Raw genomic sequence first — 19,604 nt, 5'->3', positions numbered from 1 at the left:
CCTAAGCCAGTACCTTTTTTTTTGTTGTAAAGTACGGATTTAAAATATCTTTTACATTTTTAGCAAATAAGCCAAATCCTAAACCATTATCAATAATAATGAAATTAATTACTTCCACATTCTCATTCAAAGAAATGTTGATTTTTCCAATCAATTTAACATCATCAATTTTTTTATCCTGTATACTTTCAATAGAGTTTTTAATTAAGTTGAAGAAAACTCTACTTATTTGCTCATTATCAGATTTTAAGAGTATATCTGATTTACTTGTCTTAAAATTAATTATAATTTTTTTATCTAATTCATTTATTAATTTAATATTATCTTTTATCAAGGAAACTAAGTTGTTCTCTTTAAGAATTGGTTTTGGCATTCTGGCAAAATCAGAAAATTCATTAACTAAGTTTTCAATTTGTTTAATTTGTTTTCCAATTATCAATAAACTTTTAGAAAAATCATCTTTTTCATGATCTGCTATTTTTTCTGAATATTTACTTTTTAACCTATCAATAGTCAGCTGAATGGGTGTGAGTGGATTTTTAATTTCATGAGCTAATTTTCTAGCTAAGTTTTCCCAAGCTTCATGTCTTTCTTTAATTATAAGTTTTTCTTGTTGTGATTTTAATTTATCTATCATTAAATTAAAATTTTGATTTAAAACTTCCATGTCTTTATCAGTTTTTATTTCTGGTACTTTAATGTCTAAATTACCTTTTCCAATATTGGAAGATGCAATAATTAAATTATTAATAGATCTAAAGAATCTTGATGAAAATCTTATAGCAATTGATATTGATAAAAATAATAACAACGAAACTATAACAAGATAAATAAATACAAATGATATCTTAATTCCAGTTTGCTTGTTTAAAACTGTGTAGTAAAAATTAAGTGCTTCTTGAGACTCAAGTAAATATTGAGAAATTTTTTTATCTAAATATTTAACTATATACAGATACTTTCCATCAAAATTTTCAAGTTTTATAATTGATGCTGTTTGATTTTTAAAAGCATTAATAATCTTAAGTGGTCTTTTATCATTTTGAACCATTTCTAAAGCTTCAAGCAAAGGAGGTATATACAAGTTACTATCATCTAAGGTTGATAAGTATAAATTTCCATTACCTTCAATGATATGTACTTCGTCCATACCTCTAATTAGTTTTTGAGTATTTAGAAAACTTTTAAATTGGTTAATATTTGTGTTTAAAAAATTGATACTTTTGTTTAAATCAAATGCTATTAAAATTATCTCTGATTGTGTTTTTGTTCTAACTTCTTCAGTATAGCTTTTAGCAATTTCATAAGAGTTGTTAACTGCAGTTGTTATTTTTTTATCTAAATATTTATCAAGCGCAAAAGAAAGGAGGAATAATGAGAATAAGGAAATTAAAATAGAAGGAATTAAAGTAAATAATGCAAAAAAAGTTATATATTTTCTATTGGCTTTAGAGCCACTTACATCAACATCTATTTTTAAGGAATTTCTTACCTCTGAAAATATCATAAAAAACAGAAGTATTAACAACACAATATTTCCAATTAATAATATCTGAAGATTATCATCTGATAATTTTAAAAAACTTTTATCAATAAACGTTAAAAAAGTTACAAAACCTATGAATAAAGTGATTAAAAATATTACAATAATAAATATATTTTTTTTAATAAAATCAATCATTGTGAACAAAATAATGTATTATATATTTTTATCATGAATAGTTGCTTTATAATACTTGCTGGTGGCGAAAGTAAAAGATTTAATTCAAATATTCCAAAACCATACACGGATTATAAAGGTAAGCCTTTATTATTGCATTCAATTGATAAAGCTAAAGTATTTAATAAGTTTAATAAAATTGTTCTTGTAATAAATAAAAAACATAAAAATTATATCAAAAAACTTAATATCAAAAATATTAGTATTATTAATGGTGGTAAAACAAGAGCACAGTCTGCTTATATTGCCTTAAAAAATATTAAAAGAAATAATTTAAAAAATGTAATAATTCATGATGCTGCAAGACCAAATTTTTCTCTAAAACTTTTAAAGAAATTAATGGATGGATTAAAAACAAATGATTGTGTAATTCCTGCAATTCAAACAACAGATTCAGTTAAACAAAAAACTTCAAATATTGTTAAAAATTTAAAAAGAAAAGATATTTATTTAATACAAACACCTCAAGCATTTAACTATAAAAAACTTTTTGCACTTCAAAATAATAAAAGTGAAGAAGTTACAGATGATGCCAGCCTGTTTGTAAGAGCTGGTAAAGAAATAAAAATTATTAGAGGTGAGTTTACCAATAATAAAATTACAATAAATTCAGATATTAATTTTAATAACTCAATAAAATTTGGACTAGGTTTTGATGTTCATAGGTTAGTTCCTAATAAGAAGCTTTACATAGGTGGAATTAAAATACCCTCATCCATTGGTACATTAGGTCATTCAGATGGAGATCCTGTTTTACATGCTGTAACTGATGCAATTCTTGGGGCTTGCTCTATGGGTGATATTGGTGAAAAATTCTCTGATAAGAATAAGAAATTTAAAAATATTAGATCTACCATTTTATTAAGTGAAATTATTAAGCAAACTATAAAAAAAGGTTATCAAATTAATAACCTCGATATTAATATCATTACTCAAAAACCTAAAATTCAAAATTACAAAAAACAAATAACGAATTGCATTGCAAAAATCTGTAATATTTCTCCTACACAAATTAATATAAAAGGTAAAACAACTGAAAAGTTAGGTGTGATTGGCAAGGAAAAAGCAATAGCTTGTGAAGTTATAGCCTCAGTTATTAAAAATGATTAAATCTTTCAACTCATTATTTGTTACAATGTTTGGTCTTGGTAAAATTAAGTATATGCCTGGAACTTTTGGGTCTTTAGCAACTATAATTATTCTTTATTATCTATTCCACACTTTAAATATTTCACCAAATATAATTTTATTTGGGTTAATAATAATATTTATTTACTCTTTTTATGCTATTTCAAGTCATATAGAAAATAGTAAAAATAAGGATCCTGGTGAAATCATAATTGATGAATTTTTAGGTCAATCAATTCCTATATACCTTTATGAGATATCCCATGGAACAACCAAAGATGCAGGTGAAGCTATCGTTTATTATGCTCTATTTTTTATTCTTTTTAGATATTTTGATATCATGAAACCATTTCCTGTAAGCTTTTTTGATAAAAATTTTAAGAATAGTTTTGGTGTAATTATGGATGATATCTGTGCTGGTTTTTATGTGGTTCTAACACTTGTGTGTTTCATTACTTTAAAGAGCTATATTTTATGATGAAAAATATTGTAAAAAAATTAATCAAAAAAAAACTTAAAATATCTTTTGCCGAGTCTTGCACAGGGGGGATGTTAGCTGTATCTATTACTTCTATTAATGGCGCATCTAAAATATTCAACATAGGTCTTATTACCTATTCTAACCAAGCAAAAATCAATATTTTAAAAGTAAATAAAAATGTTATCAAAAAATACGGAGCTGTTAGTGCAGAATGTTGTGAGGCTATGGTTAAAAGTTTAGCAAAGATATCTAAAGCTCAAATAAATGTATCTGTCACTGGCATTGCGGGTCCTAATGGTGGAACTAAAAAAAAACCAGTTGGACTAGTCTATATAGGAGTAAAAAGATCTAATAAAATAGTAATAACTAAAAATATTTTTAAACAAAAAACAAGAAACTCAATTCAAAAAGCATCAGTTAAAAGAGCTTTGGATATTGTTAGTTCTTTAATTTGAGTAATCTTTTACAATTTTTTTATACTGTTTCGGCTCTTTTTTGGAAAGCATCAGCAATTTTATTTAAACCAAATTCAAATGATTTTTCCATTAACAAATTTAAAAACTTATTTTTAATTTCAAAATCAACATCAAAATAAACCTCAGTCATGTTGTTATTCTCTACAAATTTCCAATTATTTTGCAAGTGCTTTAGTGGGCCATCTAAATTAGTAACATTAATCGTATCATCTTTTTTATTAAATCTAACATCACTTTTATAAGTGTCGCTAAAGGGACCCTTTCCAATTGTTAAATCTGCTATGATTAAGATTTGATTATTTTCTTCTTTTCTATCATAAACTTTCGAGTCTAAGCAAAAAGGGATAAATTCAGGATATTTTTCTATATCCAAAACAAACTCAATAAGTTTATCTTTTTTTTTTTAATATTTCTTTTAACTGATGCCTTAGGCATTAATGATTGTTAATTCTATTTAGTTGAAGTTTAGCAAAATCTTCATCTGCATGGTATGAAGATCTAGTTAAAGGTGTCGATGAAACTAATAAAAATCCTTTTGATTTTGCAATAGTTTCTAACTCTTTAAATTCATCTGGATGGTAATAACGGTCTAAAGGGTGATGTCTTACAGAAGGTTGTAAATATTGACCGATGGTTAAAAAATCTACCTCTGCAGCTTTTAGATCATCCATGACTTGAATAATCTCTTCTTTATTTTCACCTAATCCAACCATTAAACCTGATTTAGTGAAAACATTTTTATTAACTAACTTTGCATTCTTTAAAAGGTCTAATGATGAAAAATATCTAGAGCCCGGTCTTACTTTTAAATAAAGTCTAGGTACTGTCTCAATGTTATGATTAAAAACATCTGGATTAGCTTCTAGTACTTTTTTATAAGCATCTCCTTTTCTAAGAAAATCAGGTGTTAAAACTTCAATTGATGTATTGGGATTTTTTTTTCTAGTTTGATCAATTACTTCATAAAAATGATTTGATCCTCCATCGTCAAGATCATCTCTATCAACCGAAGTAATTACAACATGTTTTAAATCTAATTTTTTTACAGCTTCAGCAATCTTAACGGGTTCAAATAAGTCTAGTTTTCCAGGTTTGCCAGTTTTTACATCACAAAAAGCACATGCTCTTGTACAGGTATCACCCATAATCATAAATGTAGCATGACGCTTACTCCAACATTCAGTAATATTTGGACAATTAGCTTCCTGACAAACTGTTACTAAATTATTTTGATTAACAATAGTTTTAGTTAAAAAGAATTCTTTACTGTTAGTTAATTTAGACCTTATCCAATCAGGTTTTTTCTTAATTGGATTTAAAGGTTTATTAACTTTTTCTGGGTGTCTTAGTTTAATTGTCATTCTTTTTAATTATATAGAGGGTCTCCCCTTCTTTGCCAAACATAAATTTTCCTCTGATTAAAGTTTCGACATAATCTAGGTCTAATTTAGTACTTAATAGAGAATTTTTAAATTCAAGCTCTTTGATTTTGTTAGATAAATTAGCTTCTTCAATTTTTAGATTAAATAAAATTTCTTTTTTTTTGAAATAAGAAAAAAAACCTCTTTCACCATCTAGAAGATTAAAGAAAAAATAAAGTATTAAAAAAGTAGAGATCAATAAAAAATAATTTTTTTTTAATTTTCCTAGCATTAATGAATTTTACTCATTGATGCTTTTTTTCCAAGCTCTTCTTCTATACGTAATAATTGATTATATTTTGCAACACGTTCAGATCTTGCCAACGATCCAGTTTTAATTTGATTTGAATTTGTACCTACAGCAAGGTCTGCTATAAAAGTATCTTCACTGTCTCCAGATCTATGAGAAATTATTGTTTTATATCCAATAATTTGCGCAAACTTAATAACCTCAAGTGTTTCAGATACCGTACCAATTTGATTAAGTTTAATTAATATCGAATTTGATGAGTTGTTTAAAAAACCCTTTTTAAGTCTTTCTAAATTAGTTACATACAAATCATCTCCAACTATTTGCACATTATTAGTATTTTTCATTAATTTATTCCATGCCATCCAATCACTTTCTCCAAATGGATCTTCGATAGATTTAATTTTGTATTTATTTATTATTTTTTTATATTCTTTAATAGATTGATCTACTGAAACAAATTTTTTTGAATGAATAGAGTATTTGTCTTTCTTGATTAATTCATTTGCAGCAACATCTAAACAAATAGAAACGTCTTTACCATTTTTAAAACCAGACTTATTAATTGCAGCAACAATTAAATCTAAGGCTTTTTCATTGCTATTAATCATTGGAGCAAAGCCTCCCTCATCTCCTACAGAGGTTGATAAACCCTTTTTTATAATCAGCATTCTTAAATTATTAATTATAACAAAACATATTCTCATTGCCTCTGAAAAGTTTTTAGCTTTATCAGGTCTAATCATAAACTCTTGAATTCTTAATCCGTTATTAGCATGCACTCCACCATTAATTATATTCATTAATGGGTAAGGTAATTTGTAATTATTTTTTACTAAAAAGGTTTTATATAAAGGAACTCTCTTAATTTTAGCAGAAAGTTTCTTAGCAGCCATAGACACTGCTAAAATAGCGTTAGCACCTAAATTTGTTTTTTGGCGGGTGCCATCAAGATTAATTAAAATTGTATCTATACGTGTTTGATCATGAATATTTGCACCTATTAATTTCTTTGAAATTTTTGTATTAACTAAATTGACTGCACCTAAAACACTTTTACCTAAATATTTTTTATTATTGTTGTCTCTTTTTTCAAATGCTTCGTAAGTTCCAGTTGAAGCACCTGAGGGACAAATAGCTGAGGCACTTAAATTTTTTGAATAAACCTCTGCTTCAATTGTTGGGTTTCCTCGACTATCAAAAACTTGACGAGCTCTTATCTTTAAAATCTTACTCATTTATTTTTTAATTAGATTATCTATTTCAAATAATTGAGATAGTAATTTTTCTAATTTATCTAGTGGAACCATGTTGGGTCCATCGGACGGAGCATTATCTGGGTCTTGGTGTGTTTCAATAAAAACACCTGAGACACCTACTGCAACAGCAGCTCTTGCCAAATATTCAACAAACTCTCTTTGACCACCACTAGTCTCGCCTAGACCTCCAGGTTGTTGAACTGAATGTGTGGCATCAAAAATAACCGGATAACCATTTTTTGCCATTATAGGCAGAGATCTCATATCAGAGACAAGGGTATTATAACCAAAGCTTGCTCCTCTTTCTGTAACTAAAATATTATTATTACCAGAGTCTGCAATTTTTTTTGTAACATTAACCATATCCCAAGGTGCTAGGAATTGACCTTTTTTAACATTTATAATTTTTCCAGTTTTGGCTGCAGCAATTAATAAATCTGTTTGCCTACATAAAAATGCAGGAATTTGTAATACATCAACATGAGGAGCTACTACTGCACATTGTTCAGCATTATGTATGTCAGTTAATATTGGAACTTCTAATTCCTTTTTAATCTTATCAAAAATAGGTAAAGATTGTTCAAGACCCATACCCCTTTGGCCCTTTAAACTTGTTCTATTAGCTTTATCAAAAGATGTTTTGTAAATAAAACCCATATTAAACTTAGAAGTAATTTCTTTAATCTTACCTGCCATATCCATGGCATGCTGTTCGGTCTCAAGTTGGCATGGGCCAGCAATAATAAAAATTTTATTATTATTTGAAATTTCTATATTTCCACAATTAACTTTTATATTTTTCATTTATGATTTTTAGCAGCTTTGATAAATGATGAGAATAAAGGATGTGGTGCTAAAGGTCTAGATTTAAATTCTGGATGAAATTGAACAGCTATAAACCATGGGTGGTTTTTTAGCTCAATAATCTCTGGTAATTTTTTATCTGGAGATAATCCTGAAAAGATTAGGCCATTTTTTTCAAATTGATCCTTATAATCAATATTAACTTCATATCTATGTCTGTGTCTCTCTTGAATTGAATTTGATTTATAGATTTTTCTAATCAAAGAATTTTCTTTTAATTTGGCTTCATAAAGACCAAGTCTCATAGTGCCACCAAGATCTCTATCAGTACCTTTAATTAATTTGCCATCTTTATTCCATTCAGAGATTAAACCAATGATTGGTGTTCCTACAAATCCAAACTCACTTGATGTGGCCTTCTTTATATTTAACTTATTCCTCGCAAACTCAATAATAGCCATTTGCATACCAAAACAAATTCCAAAGAAAGGAATTTTTTTCTCTCTAGCATACTTAATTGCTTCAATTTTTCCCTCTGTTCCTCTTTTGCCAAATCCACCTGGTATCAAAATTCCAGAAACTCCTTTTAATTTTTTTTTAATTTCAGAAATTTTTAAGTTCTCAGAATCTATTCTTACTAAATTAATTTTTAAATTATTATCAATACCACCGTGTGTTAAAGCCTCGTCTAATGATTTATAAGCATCTTTGAGCTCAACATATTTTCCAATAATTGCAATATTGATTGTTTTTTTTGTCTGTAGAATAATTTTCGTAATTTTTTTCCAAGGATTTAAATTAACTTTTTTTTTTGATTTCATTTTAAAATAGTCAAGTACCTGTTTATCTAAATTTTCTCTATTAAAGCTAATTGGTGCTTCATAAATCGTTTTAACATCAACAGTTTGAATTACATTTTCAATTCCAACATTACAGAATAAAGATATTTTTTTTCTATGTTCTAAAGGTATGGGTCTTTCAGATCTGCAAATAATAATATCTGGTTGTATGCCAAGACTTCTTAATTCTTTTACTGAGTGTTGAGTAGGTTTCGTTTTTATTTCATCTGATGCTTTAAGGTACGGGACTAATGTTAAGTGAATAAATAAAGCATTTTTTTTTCCAACATCATTAGAAAATTGTCTAATAGCCTCAACGAATGGAAGGCTTTCTATATCACCTACTATTCCACCAATTTCACAGATTACAAAGTCTTCCTTTGATGTATCGCTTTTAATAAAATCTTTGATACGATCAGTTATATGTGGAATAACTTGAACTGTTTTTCCAAGGTATCCTCCTTTACGCTCTTTTTTTAAAACATCACTATAAATTTTTCCAGTTGTGATATTGTCAGATTTTTTTGCAGATATTCCAGAAAATCTTTCATAATGGCCTAAATCTAAATCTGTTTCTGCACCATCATCTGTTACAAAAACTTCACCATGTTGAAAAGGACTCATCGTTCCTGGGTCAACATTTAAGTAAGGATCTAATTTTCTTAAACGTACATTAAAACCTCTAGATTGTAATAAGTATGCAAGGGAAGCTGAGGAAAGACCTTTTCCTAATGAAGAAACCACACCGCCGGTTACAAAAATAAATCGCGCCATGGTATTATCTTATAGCGATTAATTTATGAATTTAAAAGAATTAATTATTATTTTCAGGAATTGAAGGAGTATCATTGGACTTTTCCTCAATGATATCCAATACAGAAGATGTAGGTGTTAACTCTCCTCTAGAAATTATTGTTAAAGCTAAGCTGCAAATTATGAATAAAGTTGCAACTACTGCTGTAGCCTTGCCCATAAAATTACCAGCAGATCTGGAAAGCATAAAATTATCTTGAGAAACACCTATACCAAGTGCTCCACCTTCAGATTTTTGGACTAATATCAAGAGCACAAGTATTGTTGCTAGTACTAAGTTGACTACTAATAGAATATTTTCCATGAGGGTTAATTATATGTTTTTTTGACTATATCAATAAATTTTTTAGCATTTTGAGATGCTCCACCAATTAAAAAACCATCAATATTATTAATTTCTCTTAGGATTGTTATATTTTGGGGATTTACAGAACCCCCATATAAAACTTTTGGTGATTTATCTTTAAATTTACTTTTAATAAATTCTACTGTTTCAAAAAGATCTTGAGGTTTCGGTATAAGACCGCTGCCTATAGCCCAAGCAGGTTCATAAGCTAAAAAGATATTTGATTTATTTTTAATATTCTTTAAACCAATTTTAATTTGTTTAGATAAAATTGAGCGCGTCTTTTTTTTTCTTTTTTCACTTAAAGTTTCACCAATACAAAAAATAACTTTTAATTTAGCTTCGAGAGCACTTTTTATTTTTAGATTAATTAGTTTGTCACTTTCACCCTGTTCTCTATTTTCTGAATGACCGATAATTACAAAATGCGCACCAATATTTTTTAGCATACGGGAATTAACATGGCCAGTGTGGGCACCAAAGTCTTTGCTTTCATGACAATTTTGTCCACCAATACCAATTTGACAATTATTAAATTTTTTTGAAAAAGAACTTATTAAAGTATTTGGAGGGCAGTAAATTAATCTACCTCCTTTTATTTCTTTAGATTTTGAAAATTTAATAACTTTATCTAATGTATTTAAGGAAGATAAATTCCCATACATTTTCCAATTAGCTACAAAATACATATATTTATTTGTCATAATGAAAAATTTAATCTATAGGTTGGTATTTTAAAGATCAATAAATTAATAAGCAATGATAAATCAATTAAGAAATATTACAAAAAAAAAGATAGGTGGCTTAATACTAATTTTTGTTATTATTATAGCTTTTGGCTTTGGTGGATTTGGTGGAGGATTTAGTACCGGTAATCAAAATAATATAGCTAAAATAAATAACACTAATATCTCTACGCAAGATTTCATGGATTATCTAAATCAATCTGGCTTAAGTCAGCAAGTAATAAAAGAGAATATTGATAAAAATGTAATTGAGGAACTTTTGTCTTCTTTAGTATCAGCCACTTTACTTGATCTTGAAATTAAAGATTTAAACTTGGTCGTATCAGATAAAATAATTGCAGAAACTCTTAAGAAAAATAAAAACTTTCTAGATGAAAATGGTAATTTTAAAAGAACTCTTTATGAAAAGTTTTTACTTACAAATAGCATGAGTGCAACGATGTATGAAATAAAATTAAAGAATAACGTTCTACAAAGAGAATTATTTGCATATATAAGTGGTGGAGCAAAATCTCCCAAGTTTTTAACAGATAAATATTTTATAGAAAACAATAGAAAATTGGATATTGAATTTATTAAATTAAATAGATTTTATAAAAAAGAAGATGAATTTACTAATCAGGAAATTAAAATTTTTATTGATGAAAATTCAGAAAAACTTAAACAAGATTATATTGATTTTTCTTATGTAATAATAACGCCTAAAAACTTATTGGGTGTAGATGAATTTAATCAGGCTTTTTTTGATGCCATTGATGAAATTGACAACAAGATATCTAAAAACATAGATTTTAAGACAATTACAAATGAATTAAATGTCAATGTGATTACAAAAAAAGATTATATTAATTTGGAAAATAAAGAGACAATTGAAAATAAAATTTATAATTCTAGAAAAGACGAGATTGAAATACTTGAAGACAATGGAGCATTCATTTTTTATCAAATAAATAATGTTATTCAAAAATTACCAAATTTAAATGATGAAAGATTTACAAAACAAATAACAAACCTTTTGTTTCAAAAAGAAAAATTTGAATTTAATAAAGATATACTAAACCAATTAGATAAAAATAAATTTAACCAAGCATCATTTGATAAACTTGGGAATGGTGAAGTTGAAAAAACTCAATTAAACTCAATTAAGGATATTAATAAATTTGAAAATAATTCTGTTAAAATTTTATACACACTACCAATTAATACATTTACTCTAATTGCTGATAGAGAAGACAACATATTCATAGCTAAAGTTATGAAACTTGAAGATACTGAAATTTCCCCAGATTCAAATATATTTAATGCAATCTCTAACAAAGCGAGTGCAGAAAATAGAAATGGAATATTAAAATCATATGATTACCTTTTAAACAATAAATATAAGGTGATAGTTAATGAAAAAACTCTTGATAGGGTAAAAAATTACTTTAGATGATGCTTAATCGAAACTTTAAAGATTTTAAGTTTCAACATTCAAGAAACAAAAATCAAATCATATATACCTCTCAAAAAGTACGAAATGATCAGGAAGTTTTAAACTTAATTGATAATTTTCTAAAGGAAAAAAATAGTTTTATTTTTGAGTCAGTTGAGAAAGGTAAGATAAGAGGGAGATATACCATCTTTGGCAAAAACCCAGATAAGATTTGGGAATTTAATAATAAAAATTCTTACCTGACTACTAATGACATAAAAAAAAAAATAAAAGGTGCTCCAGAGAAAATTATAGAAGAAATAATAGAAGAATTTAAGTTTAAAACACCCGTAGGACTACCACCAATTTGTTCTTTAATATCGGGGTATTTTTCTTATGATTCTATTAGATATGTAGAAAAAATTCCCAATAAATGTAAGGATGATTTAAAGCTACCTGACGTTAGACTTTTAAGACCAAGAACATTGGTTATTCACGACAACTTAAAAAAAAAGATTTTCTATATTATTAATATTTTCAATGATGAAAAGATTCTAAATTATAAAATAAAGTATTTTGCAATTGAGAATGAAATTAATGACCTATTAACAAAGGCCTCTCTTATAAAAAATAATTCTAATAGTAATACAAAAGTTAATATTAAAGTAAAATCTAACACATCAAAGAACACGTTTCTAAGAATGGTTAATGAAGCGAAAAAATACATAAAAATTGGAGATATTTTTCAAGTCGTTTTAAGTCAAAGGTTTGAGGCTAAATTATCCAAAACACCCCTAGAAATTTATAAAAAACTGAGAATTACTAATCCTTCTCCCTTTATGTATTTTTTTAATTTTGAAGATTTTCAGATAATAGGAGCTAGTCCAGAAATCTTAGTCAGACTAAGAGATAACAAAATTACCGTTAGACCAATTGCCGGAACTAGACCTAGGGGTAAAAATTTAAAACAAGATAATTTTTTTGCAAAGGATTTACTTAAAGATAAAAAAGAACTTTCTGAACATTTAATGTTACTTGATTTAGGGAGAAATGATGCTGGTAAAGTTTCCAAAATAGGAACTGTTAAAGTGACAGAAAGTTTTATGATCGAAAAATACTCACATGTAATGCATATCGTTTCTAATGTGATGGGTGTTTATAATAGTAAATTTTCAAAATTTAAATCATTGCTTGCAGGATTCCCTGCTGGAACTGTTTCTGGTGCACCTAAAATTAGAGCCATGGAAATTATTGATGAACTAGAAACCACTAAAAGAAAAGTTTATGCTGGTGGCATAGGTTATTTTACTGCAAATGGTGAGTTTGACACTTGTATTGCATTAAGAACTGCTGTTGCAAAAAACAAAAAATTCTATGTTCAAGCTGGTGCAGGGATAGTAGCTGACAGTAATCCAATTAAAGAATACGAAGAAACTGTAAATAAAGCAAAAGCTTTAATGAATGCATTAAAATAATGAAAATTATATTAATAGATAATTATGATAGTTTTACATTTAACTTATATCACTATGTATCATCTCTTGGTGTTACAGTTGATGTAATTAGAAATGATGAAATTACTCACAAACAAATAATAAAAAATAAATATGACAAAATAATTATATCACCTGGACCTGGTAATCCAAATCAATCAGGGAATTGCATTAAAATAGTAAAAGCACTTTATAAAAAGATACCTATTCTTGGTGTGTGTTTAGGTCATCAAATTATTGGTCAAGTTTTTGGTTCTAAAATTATTCAAGCTAATAAGTTAATGCATGGTAAAACGAGCGTCATAAAATCAAAAAAAATAGGTATCCTTAAAAACCTTCCTTCTAAATTTGTTGCCACAAGATACCATAGTCTTATAATTGATAAAAAAACATTATCTGATCACCTTGAAATTACCGCTGAAACAAAAGATGGAATTATTATGGGTGTAATGCATAGAGAATATAATATCCACGGTGTTCAATTTCACCCTGAAAGTATAAAAACTATCATTGGTATTAAAATATTAAAAAATTTTATTAATTACAAAAACAAATGAAAATTTTCATAGATAAATTAAGAAATAACGAGGACTTATCATTTAATGAAAGTAAAAAAGCTTTTGAAATACTAATGAATGGTAAAGCATCAGATAATGAAATATTTGATTTTTTAACACTACTTTCCGCAAAAGGAGAGGTCTCTGATGAAATTGCTGGGGGGGTTTATGTACTAAGAGATAAATCAAAAAGAGTTAATGTTAATGATTGTATTGATACATGTGGAACGGGTGGAGACGGCATGAATACACTGAATATATCGACTGCATCAGCGCTACTACTATCTAGTATGGGCATTAAAGTTGCAAAACATGGCAACAAAGCTGTTTCCTCTAAATGTGGTTCAGGTGACGTTTTAGAAGCTTTAAAAATAAAAATAGATTTAGAGCCGAATGATATTGAGGAACAAATTAAAAAAAATAACTTTGGTTTTATGTTTGCACCCAATTATCACAGTGCAATGAGATTTGTTGGACCTATTAGAAAAAAGATAGGTAAAAGGACAATTTTTAATATGATTGGCCCTTTAAGTAACCCTGCCCTAGTTGATAGACAAGTGGTTGGTGTTTTTGATAAAAAACTATTAAAAATTTTTGCTAGTGCCTTGAAAAATTTAAACATTAAATTTGCCTGGATTGTAAATAGTGAAGATGGATTAGATGAAATATCACCCTATTCAAAAACTAATGTTGTTCAATTAAAAAATGGTGAAATTTCTGAAATATTAATTGATCCAATAAAACTAAATATAAATGCAAATGAGTTTGAAGATTTGCTTGGAGATGATGCAAAATTTAATGCGAATAAAATGTTGGATATATTTAAAGGTGAGGATAACGATTTTTCAAAAGCTGTTTGTTTAAATGCAGCAGCTGGCCTTATTGTTTCAGAAAAACATACGGTATTTATTGATGCGTATAATGAAGCAAGAAAACATATATTATCAGGAAAAACATACACCAACTTAAAGGAAATTCAAAATGTCTAAAGACGTACTAAAAGAAATTATTAAAAAAAAAATTGAAAAAATTGATTTATTAAAAAAAACAATTTCATTAGATGCTTTAAATGAACAAATAGATCAAAATAAATCATTTATAAATTTTAAAGATAAAATTCAAAACAATATTGATAATAATAAAATTTCTTTAATTGCAGAAATAAAGAAAGCAAGTCCATCTGCTGGTGTTATAATGGACAATTATAACCCTACTGAAATAGCAAAAATCTATGATAATAATAGAGCAACATGCTTATCAATCCTCACAGAAGAAGATTTCTTTTTGGGTAGGCTAAGCCATATTAGTGAAGTAAAAGAAAAAATAAATCTACCTGTTCTATGTAAGGATTTTTTTATTGATAAGTTTCAAGTACCTCTTGCCAAAAGTTATGGGGCAGATGCAATATTGATTATATTAGCTGGTGTCTCCGATGACCTTGCCAATGGATTATACGAAGAAGCTCTTAAACGTAATATGTCAATAATTGTTGAAGTGCATACAGCTGAAGAAGCCAAGAAAGCTCTTAACTTTAAAGAAGCATTAATTGGAATAAATAATAGAAATCTCAAAACTTTAAAAACAGATCTTAATACAACTTATGATATCTATAACGTGTTAAGTAATCACTCCTCTCCTTTAATTTCTGAAAGTGGAATTAAAACAAAAGAAGAACTTCTTTCTTTAGAGAACAAAACAGAAATAAAAACTTTTTTAATTGGTGAATCACTTTTAAAAAATTTAGATAAAAATTCAATTTTTTCAGTTCTTTAGTTAAATAAACCTCGATTTTAAATACTTTTTAGCTATTGCTGTATCAGAAGAACACTTGTAGAACAGATTTTGTACTTTATTTGTTCTTATGCTAACTAAAAAACAAAAAAACTTGCTTTTATTTATCAACAAAAAGTTGAGAGCCTCAGGCGTATCTCCTTCGTATGAAGAAATGAAAGATTCGTTAAATTTAAAATCTAAATCAGGTATTCACAGACTAATTAGTGCTTTAGAAGAAAGAGGCTTTATTAGAAGATTGGCTCATAAAGCAAGAGCTTTAGAGGTTATAAAGCTTCCTGAGACGGCTTCAGCCAATGATATTTACAATAGCTTTTCACCTAGCGTTATCAGGGGTGGTCTTGACACGGAAAATAATAAATTAAATGAAATGGAAATACCTGTACTAGGTAGCATAGCTGCAGGAACGCCTGTAGAGGCTATACAAAATGAAGTTTCTCGAATACCTCTTCCAAATAATCTTGAAAAAAATGGTCAATATTTTGGTCTAAAAGTTCAAGGTGATTCAATGATTGAAGCCGGTATTAATGAAGGTGATACAGTTATCATAAAAAGATCTGATACTGCAGATAATGGTAAAATTGTAGTAGCTTTAATAGATGAACATGAAGCGATGTTGAAAAGAATTAGAAGAAAAGGAAAAACCGTAGCGCTTGAAAGTGCTAATAGAAATTATGAAACCAAAATATTTGGTCCAGATAGAGTAAAAGTTCAAGGTGTTCTTGTATCTTTATATAGAAACTTCTAAGAAAATAGTCTAAAAATTATAAATGTCAAAAGTAGCAACTAGATTTGCTCCCTCGCCTACTGGAGCTTTACATATTGGTGGTGTAAGAACTGCTTTATTTAATTGGCTGTATTCAAAAAATCAAAAAGGAACATTTCATCTTAGAATAGAAGATACTGATAAAGAAAGATCTAAAGATGAACATAAGATTCAAATTATTAAGTCTTTAAAATGGATTGGCATTGAACATGATGGTGATGAATACATTCAATCAACTAAAATTGATGATCATATAAATGTTGTAAATGAACTACTTAAAAATGGACATGCTTATAAATGTTATTGCTCAAGTGAAGAAATAGAAGAGCAAAAAAAACGAGCAAGACAAAAAAAACTTCCATATATTTACAATAGAAAATGGAGAGATCTTCCAAAATCAGATGCCCCTAAAGATATCAAACCAGTAATTAGATTTAAAAGTAAAATTGAAGGAACTTCTATGCTGAAAGATTTGGTACAAGGAGATGTTGAAATAGAGAATACTACAATAGAAGATTTTATAATTCTAAGAAAAGATGGAACACCAACATACAATCTTTCAGCTACCGTAGATGATCATCAAATGAACATGACACATATAATTAGAGGTGACGATCATAAGATTAATACATTCAAGCAGATGCAAATCTATTTAGCTATGAAATGGGAGTTTCCTTTATTTGCTCACATTCCATTGATACATACTATTGAAGGAAAGAAACTATCAAAAAGAGATAATGCATCAACATTAGATGATTATTCAAAGATAGGAATAATGCCCGATGCTTTAAGAAATTACTTATTAAGATTAGGTTGGTCTTATCAAGATAAAGAAATATTTACATTAGAGGAAAGCATTCAACACTTCAATTTAGAGGGGATTGGTAAATCTCCATCAAAACTGGATATGAGTAGAATATTATCAATGAATGAACATTATATTAAAACTATTGATGAAAATGAACTTTACAATCATCTTGTCAAATATTGTGAAATTTATAAGGAAAAAATTAAATTGGAAAAAGAAGCTAAGATTAAGCCTTCATTAATATTTCTTAAGAATAAAGCAAAGACATTGGAGGATATATTTAATAACGCTAAATATATAATTTTTGATGATGTAAAATTTGAAGATAAAGATTTAGAATTGATTGATGAGAAAGCAAAAAGTATTATTAAAGAGTTTAAAGAAAATCTAATTTCAATAAACACATTAAATAAAGAAACGCTTGAGCCCATAATTAATGATTTAATAAAAAAATATGAAACTAATTTTAAGGGTGTGGGTCAACCATTAAGAGTTGCTTTAACTGGATCAAAATTTGGACCTGGTTTATATGATATAATAATTTCTCTAGGTAAAGAGGAAGTAGAGCGAAGATTAGGAAATAAGATAATTACCTAATATTAAAGCTACTTCACTTGATGAAGAAGATCTTGACTTAATTCCCTCTAAAGTATTTTTACAATCAATTAATTGTTTTTTAATTAACACTGGGTTTTTAAGAAAATATGTAACAGTTTTATATATTTCTTCTGCATTGCATTCTTTTTGTAATAATTCAGGAATTACCTCTTTGTCATTAATAATATTAATGATATTTGCAAACTTAACATTAACCAATAATCTAAATATCATAAAATTTATGAAACTTAATTTGTAAATAATTATTGAAGGAATGTTGGCACTAGAAATTTGAAGCGAAATTGTTCCAGATTTGGAAACGGCAAAAACTGAATTAGATAAAACCTGATCTTTTATATTTTCATCTGAAATAACATCTATATTATCTGAATTAACTTTTTTAACCATATCGATTATAAATTCTTTATTTTCATCTGTAGCATGAAAAACAAATGAATGATCAAGGTTTTTTTTATTCATCAATTCAATAAAATTTAATAAAATTGGCAAAAGAACATTTGTTTCTGATTTTCTACTACCTGGAAATAAAGATATAATTTTTTTATCTTTAGAAATTAAATTATCTAATGTTGTTATTACATTTTCTTTTTTTTCAATTAAAGGATGACCAACAAAAGTATTCTTAATATTTTCTTCATCAAAGTATTTTTTTTCAAAGTTAAATAATAAAAGCATATGATCAATAAATTTTTTAATTTTTTTAACTCTGTTTTTTCTCCAAACCCATACCTGGGGAGCAACATAATGAATTGTCTTAATCTTGTTATTAATATTTTTTACCTTTTCAGCAACTCTTAGTGTAAAATCAGGACTATCAACACTAAACAAGATATCAGGGTTAAATTTTACAATTTCATCAACAGTTTTGTTAATTTTTTTTCTAATTTTGATGATATTAAATAGCACACTAGTAAAACCTAAATATGTAATGTCTTTTAGATCAAAAATAGATTGAATTCCTAATTTTTTAATATGTGTTCCCCCTACTGACAAATATTCAATGTCAGGATTATCAATTTTAAGCTTTGAAATAACTGTTGACGCCAATTTATCACCAGAGGGCTCACCCGTTAAAACAAAAATTTTTTTCATATAATTTTAATAAAGATCTTATTTTCATCAGCAAAACTAATACATTTAACTTTATCTAAAAATATATTTTTTTTAGATTTTAAAACTATTCCTTTTAGGCCATATTTTTTACAATCTTTTAGAGTTTGAAGACCAATAGTTGGTAAATCCATTCTTAGATCTTGTTTTTTTTTAGGTAGCTTAATCAAGATTCCTTCAGATTTTTTATTTAATTTAGATAACATTTTCTTTGTTCCCTGTTGGTCTTCAATTGCTAAAATAGTATTATCTTTAATAATCACTGCTTGGATATGATCTAGGTTATTTAGTTTATTAAAGTAAGAAATTCCTTTTTTAATAGAATTACTATCACTCATATTTGGTTTCAATTTAGTATAGTTTCCACTTTTAACAGTTAGTTCTTGATTAAAAAAGATAGAACTAATAACTTTTATATTCTCATTGTCCAAAATTTTTATTATAGCTTTAATAATTGCTGCATCACCTAATTTTGCTGCTTTTAAGATACTAGGCATATAATAGACACCTTTAAGGTCTAATCTTAATGATGAAAATTTTGGTTTTGCAATTTTGCCTGCAAATAAAACTTTTTTTGATTTTTTTTCTTTAATCAAATGTATTATTTTTCCAAATTTACCAATACTTATTCGATGAGAATTTATATCTTTTTTAAACTTATTATTTTTTGAAAAATCAATAATAAAATATTTTTTATTTAATTTTTTTATCTTTTGAAGAACAGCGTCTGAAAAATCAGTATCCCCTAAAAATAGTCCAATCAT

At 27.1% G+C, this 19,604-nt stretch carries 21 protein-coding genes; 10 read left to right on the top strand and 11 right to left on the bottom strand.

The window, feature by feature from the left end; translation table 11 throughout:
• Position 1 precedes the first annotated feature (1 nt).
• Complete coding sequence (locus ABXT53_RS02925; RefSeq protein ID WP_415291160.1) at positions 2 to 1,681, bottom strand: histidine kinase dimerization/phospho-acceptor domain-containing protein; 1,680 nt, start codon at positions 1,679 to 1,681, stop codon at positions 2 to 4.
• Between the two features lie 33 nt (positions 1,682 to 1,714).
• On the opposite strand from ABXT53_RS02925, the gene ispD reads away from it, so the two are divergent.
• Genes ispD through ABXT53_RS02910 form a run of 3 tightly spaced genes read left to right on the top strand, consistent with a single transcriptional unit; the run spans position 1,715 to position 3,784 of the window.
• Positions 1,715 to 2,830 carry a 2-C-methyl-D-erythritol 4-phosphate cytidylyltransferase gene (gene ispD / locus ABXT53_RS02920; protein ID WP_415291159.1) on the top strand — a complete coding sequence of 372 codons (1,116 nt, stop codon included), beginning with the start codon at positions 1,715 to 1,717 and terminating at the stop codon, positions 2,828 to 2,830.
• Positions 2,823 to 3,326: a phosphatidylglycerophosphatase A gene (locus ABXT53_RS02915; protein WP_415291158.1), complete on the top strand. Its 504-nt coding sequence runs from the start codon at positions 2,823 to 2,825 to the stop codon at positions 3,324 to 3,326. Before ispD ends, ABXT53_RS02915 begins: the two co-directional genes overlap by 8 nt.
• Positions 3,293 to 3,784: a CinA family protein gene (locus ABXT53_RS02910; RefSeq protein ID WP_415291157.1), complete on the top strand. Its 492-nt coding sequence runs from the start codon at positions 3,293 to 3,295 to the stop codon at positions 3,782 to 3,784. Before ABXT53_RS02915 ends, ABXT53_RS02910 begins: the two co-directional genes overlap by 34 nt.
• A 19-nt stretch (positions 3,785 to 3,803) precedes the next feature.
• Here the strand turns inward: ABXT53_RS02910 and ABXT53_RS02905 are convergent, their stop codons facing one another.
• From ABXT53_RS02905 to ABXT53_RS02870, 8 genes are all read right to left on the bottom strand, one after another.
• Positions 3,804 to 4,178: a type II toxin-antitoxin system RatA family toxin gene (locus tag ABXT53_RS02905; RefSeq protein WP_415291156.1), complete on the bottom strand. Its 375-nt coding sequence runs from the start codon at positions 4,176 to 4,178 to the stop codon at positions 3,804 to 3,806.
• A 61-nt stretch (positions 4,179 to 4,239) separates the two neighbouring features.
• Positions 4,240 to 5,166: a lipoyl synthase gene (gene lipA / locus ABXT53_RS02900; RefSeq protein WP_415291155.1), complete on the bottom strand. Its 927-nt coding sequence runs from the start codon at positions 5,164 to 5,166 to the stop codon at positions 4,240 to 4,242.
• Positions 5,156 to 5,458 carry an FtsB family cell division protein gene (locus tag ABXT53_RS02895; RefSeq protein WP_415291154.1) on the bottom strand — a complete coding sequence of 101 codons (303 nt, stop codon included), beginning with the start codon at positions 5,456 to 5,458 and terminating at the stop codon, positions 5,156 to 5,158. The genes lipA and ABXT53_RS02895 overlap by 11 nt, the downstream gene beginning before the upstream one ends.
• Complete coding sequence (eno, locus tag ABXT53_RS02890) at positions 5,458 to 6,714, bottom strand: phosphopyruvate hydratase (RefSeq protein ID WP_415291153.1); 1,257 nt, start codon at positions 6,712 to 6,714, stop codon at positions 5,458 to 5,460. The genes ABXT53_RS02895 and eno overlap by 1 nt, the downstream gene beginning before the upstream one ends.
• Positions 6,715 to 7,539 carry a 3-deoxy-8-phosphooctulonate synthase gene (kdsA, locus tag ABXT53_RS02885; RefSeq protein ID WP_415291152.1) on the bottom strand — a complete coding sequence of 275 codons (825 nt, stop codon included), beginning with the start codon at positions 7,537 to 7,539 and terminating at the stop codon, positions 6,715 to 6,717.
• Positions 7,536 to 9,152 carry a CTP synthase gene (locus ABXT53_RS02880; protein WP_415291151.1) on the bottom strand — a complete coding sequence of 539 codons (1,617 nt, stop codon included), beginning with the start codon at positions 9,150 to 9,152 and terminating at the stop codon, positions 7,536 to 7,538. Before ABXT53_RS02880 ends, kdsA begins: the two co-directional genes overlap by 4 nt.
• 40 nt (positions 9,153 to 9,192) lie before the next feature.
• On the bottom strand, positions 9,193 to 9,495 hold the full coding sequence (secG, locus tag ABXT53_RS02875; RefSeq protein ID WP_271482703.1) for a preprotein translocase subunit SecG: 303 nt from the start codon (positions 9,493 to 9,495) through the stop codon (positions 9,193 to 9,195).
• 5 nt (positions 9,496 to 9,500) lie between these two features.
• A complete protein-coding gene (locus tag ABXT53_RS02870; protein WP_415291150.1) occupies positions 9,501 to 10,241 on the bottom strand; it encodes a triose-phosphate isomerase in 741 nt (246 codons plus the stop codon).
• Positions 10,242 to 10,296: 55 nt separating this feature from the next.
• On the opposite strand from ABXT53_RS02870, the gene ABXT53_RS02865 reads away from it, so the two are divergent.
• The 7 genes from ABXT53_RS02865 to gltX all read left to right on the top strand — a co-directional run bounded on the left by ABXT53_RS02865 (position 10,297) and on the right by gltX (position 17,709).
• Positions 10,297 to 11,718 carry a SurA N-terminal domain-containing protein gene (locus ABXT53_RS02865; RefSeq protein WP_415291149.1) on the top strand — a complete coding sequence of 474 codons (1,422 nt, stop codon included), beginning with the start codon at positions 10,297 to 10,299 and terminating at the stop codon, positions 11,716 to 11,718.
• Complete coding sequence (gene trpE, locus ABXT53_RS02860; RefSeq protein WP_415291303.1) at positions 11,718 to 13,172, top strand: anthranilate synthase component I; 1,455 nt, start codon at positions 11,718 to 11,720, stop codon at positions 13,170 to 13,172. Before ABXT53_RS02865 ends, trpE begins: the two co-directional genes overlap by 1 nt.
• Positions 13,172 to 13,747, top strand: coding sequence for an anthranilate synthase component II (locus tag ABXT53_RS02855; protein ID WP_415291147.1), 576 nt, complete (start codon positions 13,172 to 13,174; stop codon positions 13,745 to 13,747). The genes trpE and ABXT53_RS02855 overlap by 1 nt, the downstream gene beginning before the upstream one ends.
• Positions 13,744 to 14,736 (top strand): anthranilate phosphoribosyltransferase, encoded by a 993-nt coding sequence (gene trpD / locus ABXT53_RS02850; protein ID WP_415291146.1) that lies wholly within the window; start codon positions 13,744 to 13,746, stop codon positions 14,734 to 14,736. Before ABXT53_RS02855 ends, trpD begins: the two co-directional genes overlap by 4 nt.
• Complete coding sequence (locus tag ABXT53_RS02845; protein ID WP_415291145.1) at positions 14,729 to 15,520, top strand: indole-3-glycerol phosphate synthase TrpC; 792 nt, start codon at positions 14,729 to 14,731, stop codon at positions 15,518 to 15,520. Before trpD ends, ABXT53_RS02845 begins: the two co-directional genes overlap by 8 nt.
• 88 nt (positions 15,521 to 15,608) lie before the next feature.
• The gene (gene lexA, locus ABXT53_RS02840) at positions 15,609 to 16,286 is read left to right on the top strand and encodes a transcriptional repressor LexA (protein ID WP_415291144.1); all 678 of its coding nucleotides are present in this window, start codon (positions 15,609 to 15,611) and stop codon (positions 16,284 to 16,286) included.
• A gap of 22 nt (positions 16,287 to 16,308) precedes the next feature.
• Positions 16,309 to 17,709 (top strand): glutamate--tRNA ligase, encoded by a 1,401-nt coding sequence (gene gltX / locus ABXT53_RS02835; protein ID WP_415291143.1) that lies wholly within the window; start codon positions 16,309 to 16,311, stop codon positions 17,707 to 17,709.
• On the opposite strand, the gene lpxB is transcribed toward gltX, so the two are convergent.
• Positions 17,686 to 18,822 carry a lipid-A-disaccharide synthase gene (lpxB, locus tag ABXT53_RS02830; RefSeq protein WP_415291142.1) on the bottom strand — a complete coding sequence of 379 codons (1,137 nt, stop codon included), beginning with the start codon at positions 18,820 to 18,822 and terminating at the stop codon, positions 17,686 to 17,688. The genes gltX and lpxB overlap by 24 nt on opposite strands.
• Positions 18,819 to 19,604, bottom strand: coding sequence for a UDP-2,3-diacylglucosamine diphosphatase LpxI domain-containing protein (gene lpxI / locus ABXT53_RS02825; RefSeq protein ID WP_415291141.1), 786 nt, complete (start codon positions 19,602 to 19,604; stop codon positions 18,819 to 18,821). The genes lpxB and lpxI overlap by 4 nt, the downstream gene beginning before the upstream one ends.

The organism is Candidatus Pelagibacter sp. Uisw_136 (genome assembly GCF_047720275.1).
Lineage (GTDB): Bacteria > Pseudomonadota > Alphaproteobacteria > Pelagibacterales > Pelagibacteraceae > Pelagibacter.
The sequence above is the reverse complement of the archived record's forward strand: the minus strand, read 5'-3'. Positions and strand labels throughout refer to the sequence as shown.

What these genes read in the sequence shown, in the direction of transcription:
- lpxI (WP_415291141.1), bottom strand. Translation starts at nt 19,604, where the DNA reads ATGATTGGACTATTTTTAGGGGATACTGATTTTTCAGACGCTGTTCTT.
- lpxB (WP_415291142.1), bottom strand. Translation starts at nt 18,822, where the DNA reads ATGAAAAAAATTTTTGTTTTAACGGGTGAGCCCTCTGGTGATAAATTG.
- gltX (WP_415291143.1), top strand. Translation starts at nt 16,309, where the DNA reads ATGTCAAAAGTAGCAACTAGATTTGCTCCCTCGCCTACTGGAGCTTTA.
- ispD (WP_415291159.1), top strand. Translation starts at nt 1,715, where the DNA reads ATGAATAGTTGCTTTATAATACTTGCTGGTGGCGAAAGTAAAAGATTT.
- secG (WP_271482703.1), bottom strand. Translation starts at nt 9,495, where the DNA reads ATGGAAAATATTCTATTAGTAGTCAACTTAGTACTAGCAACAATACTT.
- ABXT53_RS02855 (WP_415291147.1), top strand. Translation starts at nt 13,172, where the DNA reads ATGAAAATTATATTAATAGATAATTATGATAGTTTTACATTTAACTTA.
- trpE (WP_415291303.1), top strand. Translation starts at nt 11,718, where the DNA reads ATGCTTAATCGAAACTTTAAAGATTTTAAGTTTCAACATTCAAGAAAC.
- lexA (WP_415291144.1), top strand. Translation starts at nt 15,609, where the DNA reads ATGCTAACTAAAAAACAAAAAAACTTGCTTTTATTTATCAACAAAAAG.
- ABXT53_RS02845 (WP_415291145.1), top strand. Translation starts at nt 14,729, where the DNA reads ATGTCTAAAGACGTACTAAAAGAAATTATTAAAAAAAAAATTGAAAAA.
- ABXT53_RS02925 (WP_415291160.1), bottom strand. Translation starts at nt 1,681, where the DNA reads ATGATTGATTTTATTAAAAAAAATATATTTATTATTGTAATATTTTTA.
- lipA (WP_415291155.1), bottom strand. Translation starts at nt 5,166, where the DNA reads ATGACAATTAAACTAAGACACCCAGAAAAAGTTAATAAACCTTTAAAT.
- ABXT53_RS02880 (WP_415291151.1), bottom strand. Translation starts at nt 9,152, where the DNA reads ATGGCGCGATTTATTTTTGTAACCGGCGGTGTGGTTTCTTCATTAGGA.
- ABXT53_RS02895 (WP_415291154.1), bottom strand. Translation starts at nt 5,458, where the DNA reads ATGCTAGGAAAATTAAAAAAAAATTATTTTTTATTGATCTCTACTTTT.
- ABXT53_RS02915 (WP_415291158.1), top strand. Translation starts at nt 2,823, where the DNA reads ATGATTAAATCTTTCAACTCATTATTTGTTACAATGTTTGGTCTTGGT.
- kdsA (WP_415291152.1), bottom strand. Translation starts at nt 7,539, where the DNA reads ATGAAAAATATAAAAGTTAATTGTGGAAATATAGAAATTTCAAATAAT.
- eno (WP_415291153.1), bottom strand. Translation starts at nt 6,714, where the DNA reads ATGAGTAAGATTTTAAAGATAAGAGCTCGTCAAGTTTTTGATAGTCGA.
- trpD (WP_415291146.1), top strand. Translation starts at nt 13,744, where the DNA reads ATGAAAATTTTCATAGATAAATTAAGAAATAACGAGGACTTATCATTT.
- ABXT53_RS02870 (WP_415291150.1), bottom strand. Translation starts at nt 10,241, where the DNA reads ATGACAAATAAATATATGTATTTTGTAGCTAATTGGAAAATGTATGGG.
- ABXT53_RS02865 (WP_415291149.1), top strand. Translation starts at nt 10,297, where the DNA reads ATGATAAATCAATTAAGAAATATTACAAAAAAAAAGATAGGTGGCTTA.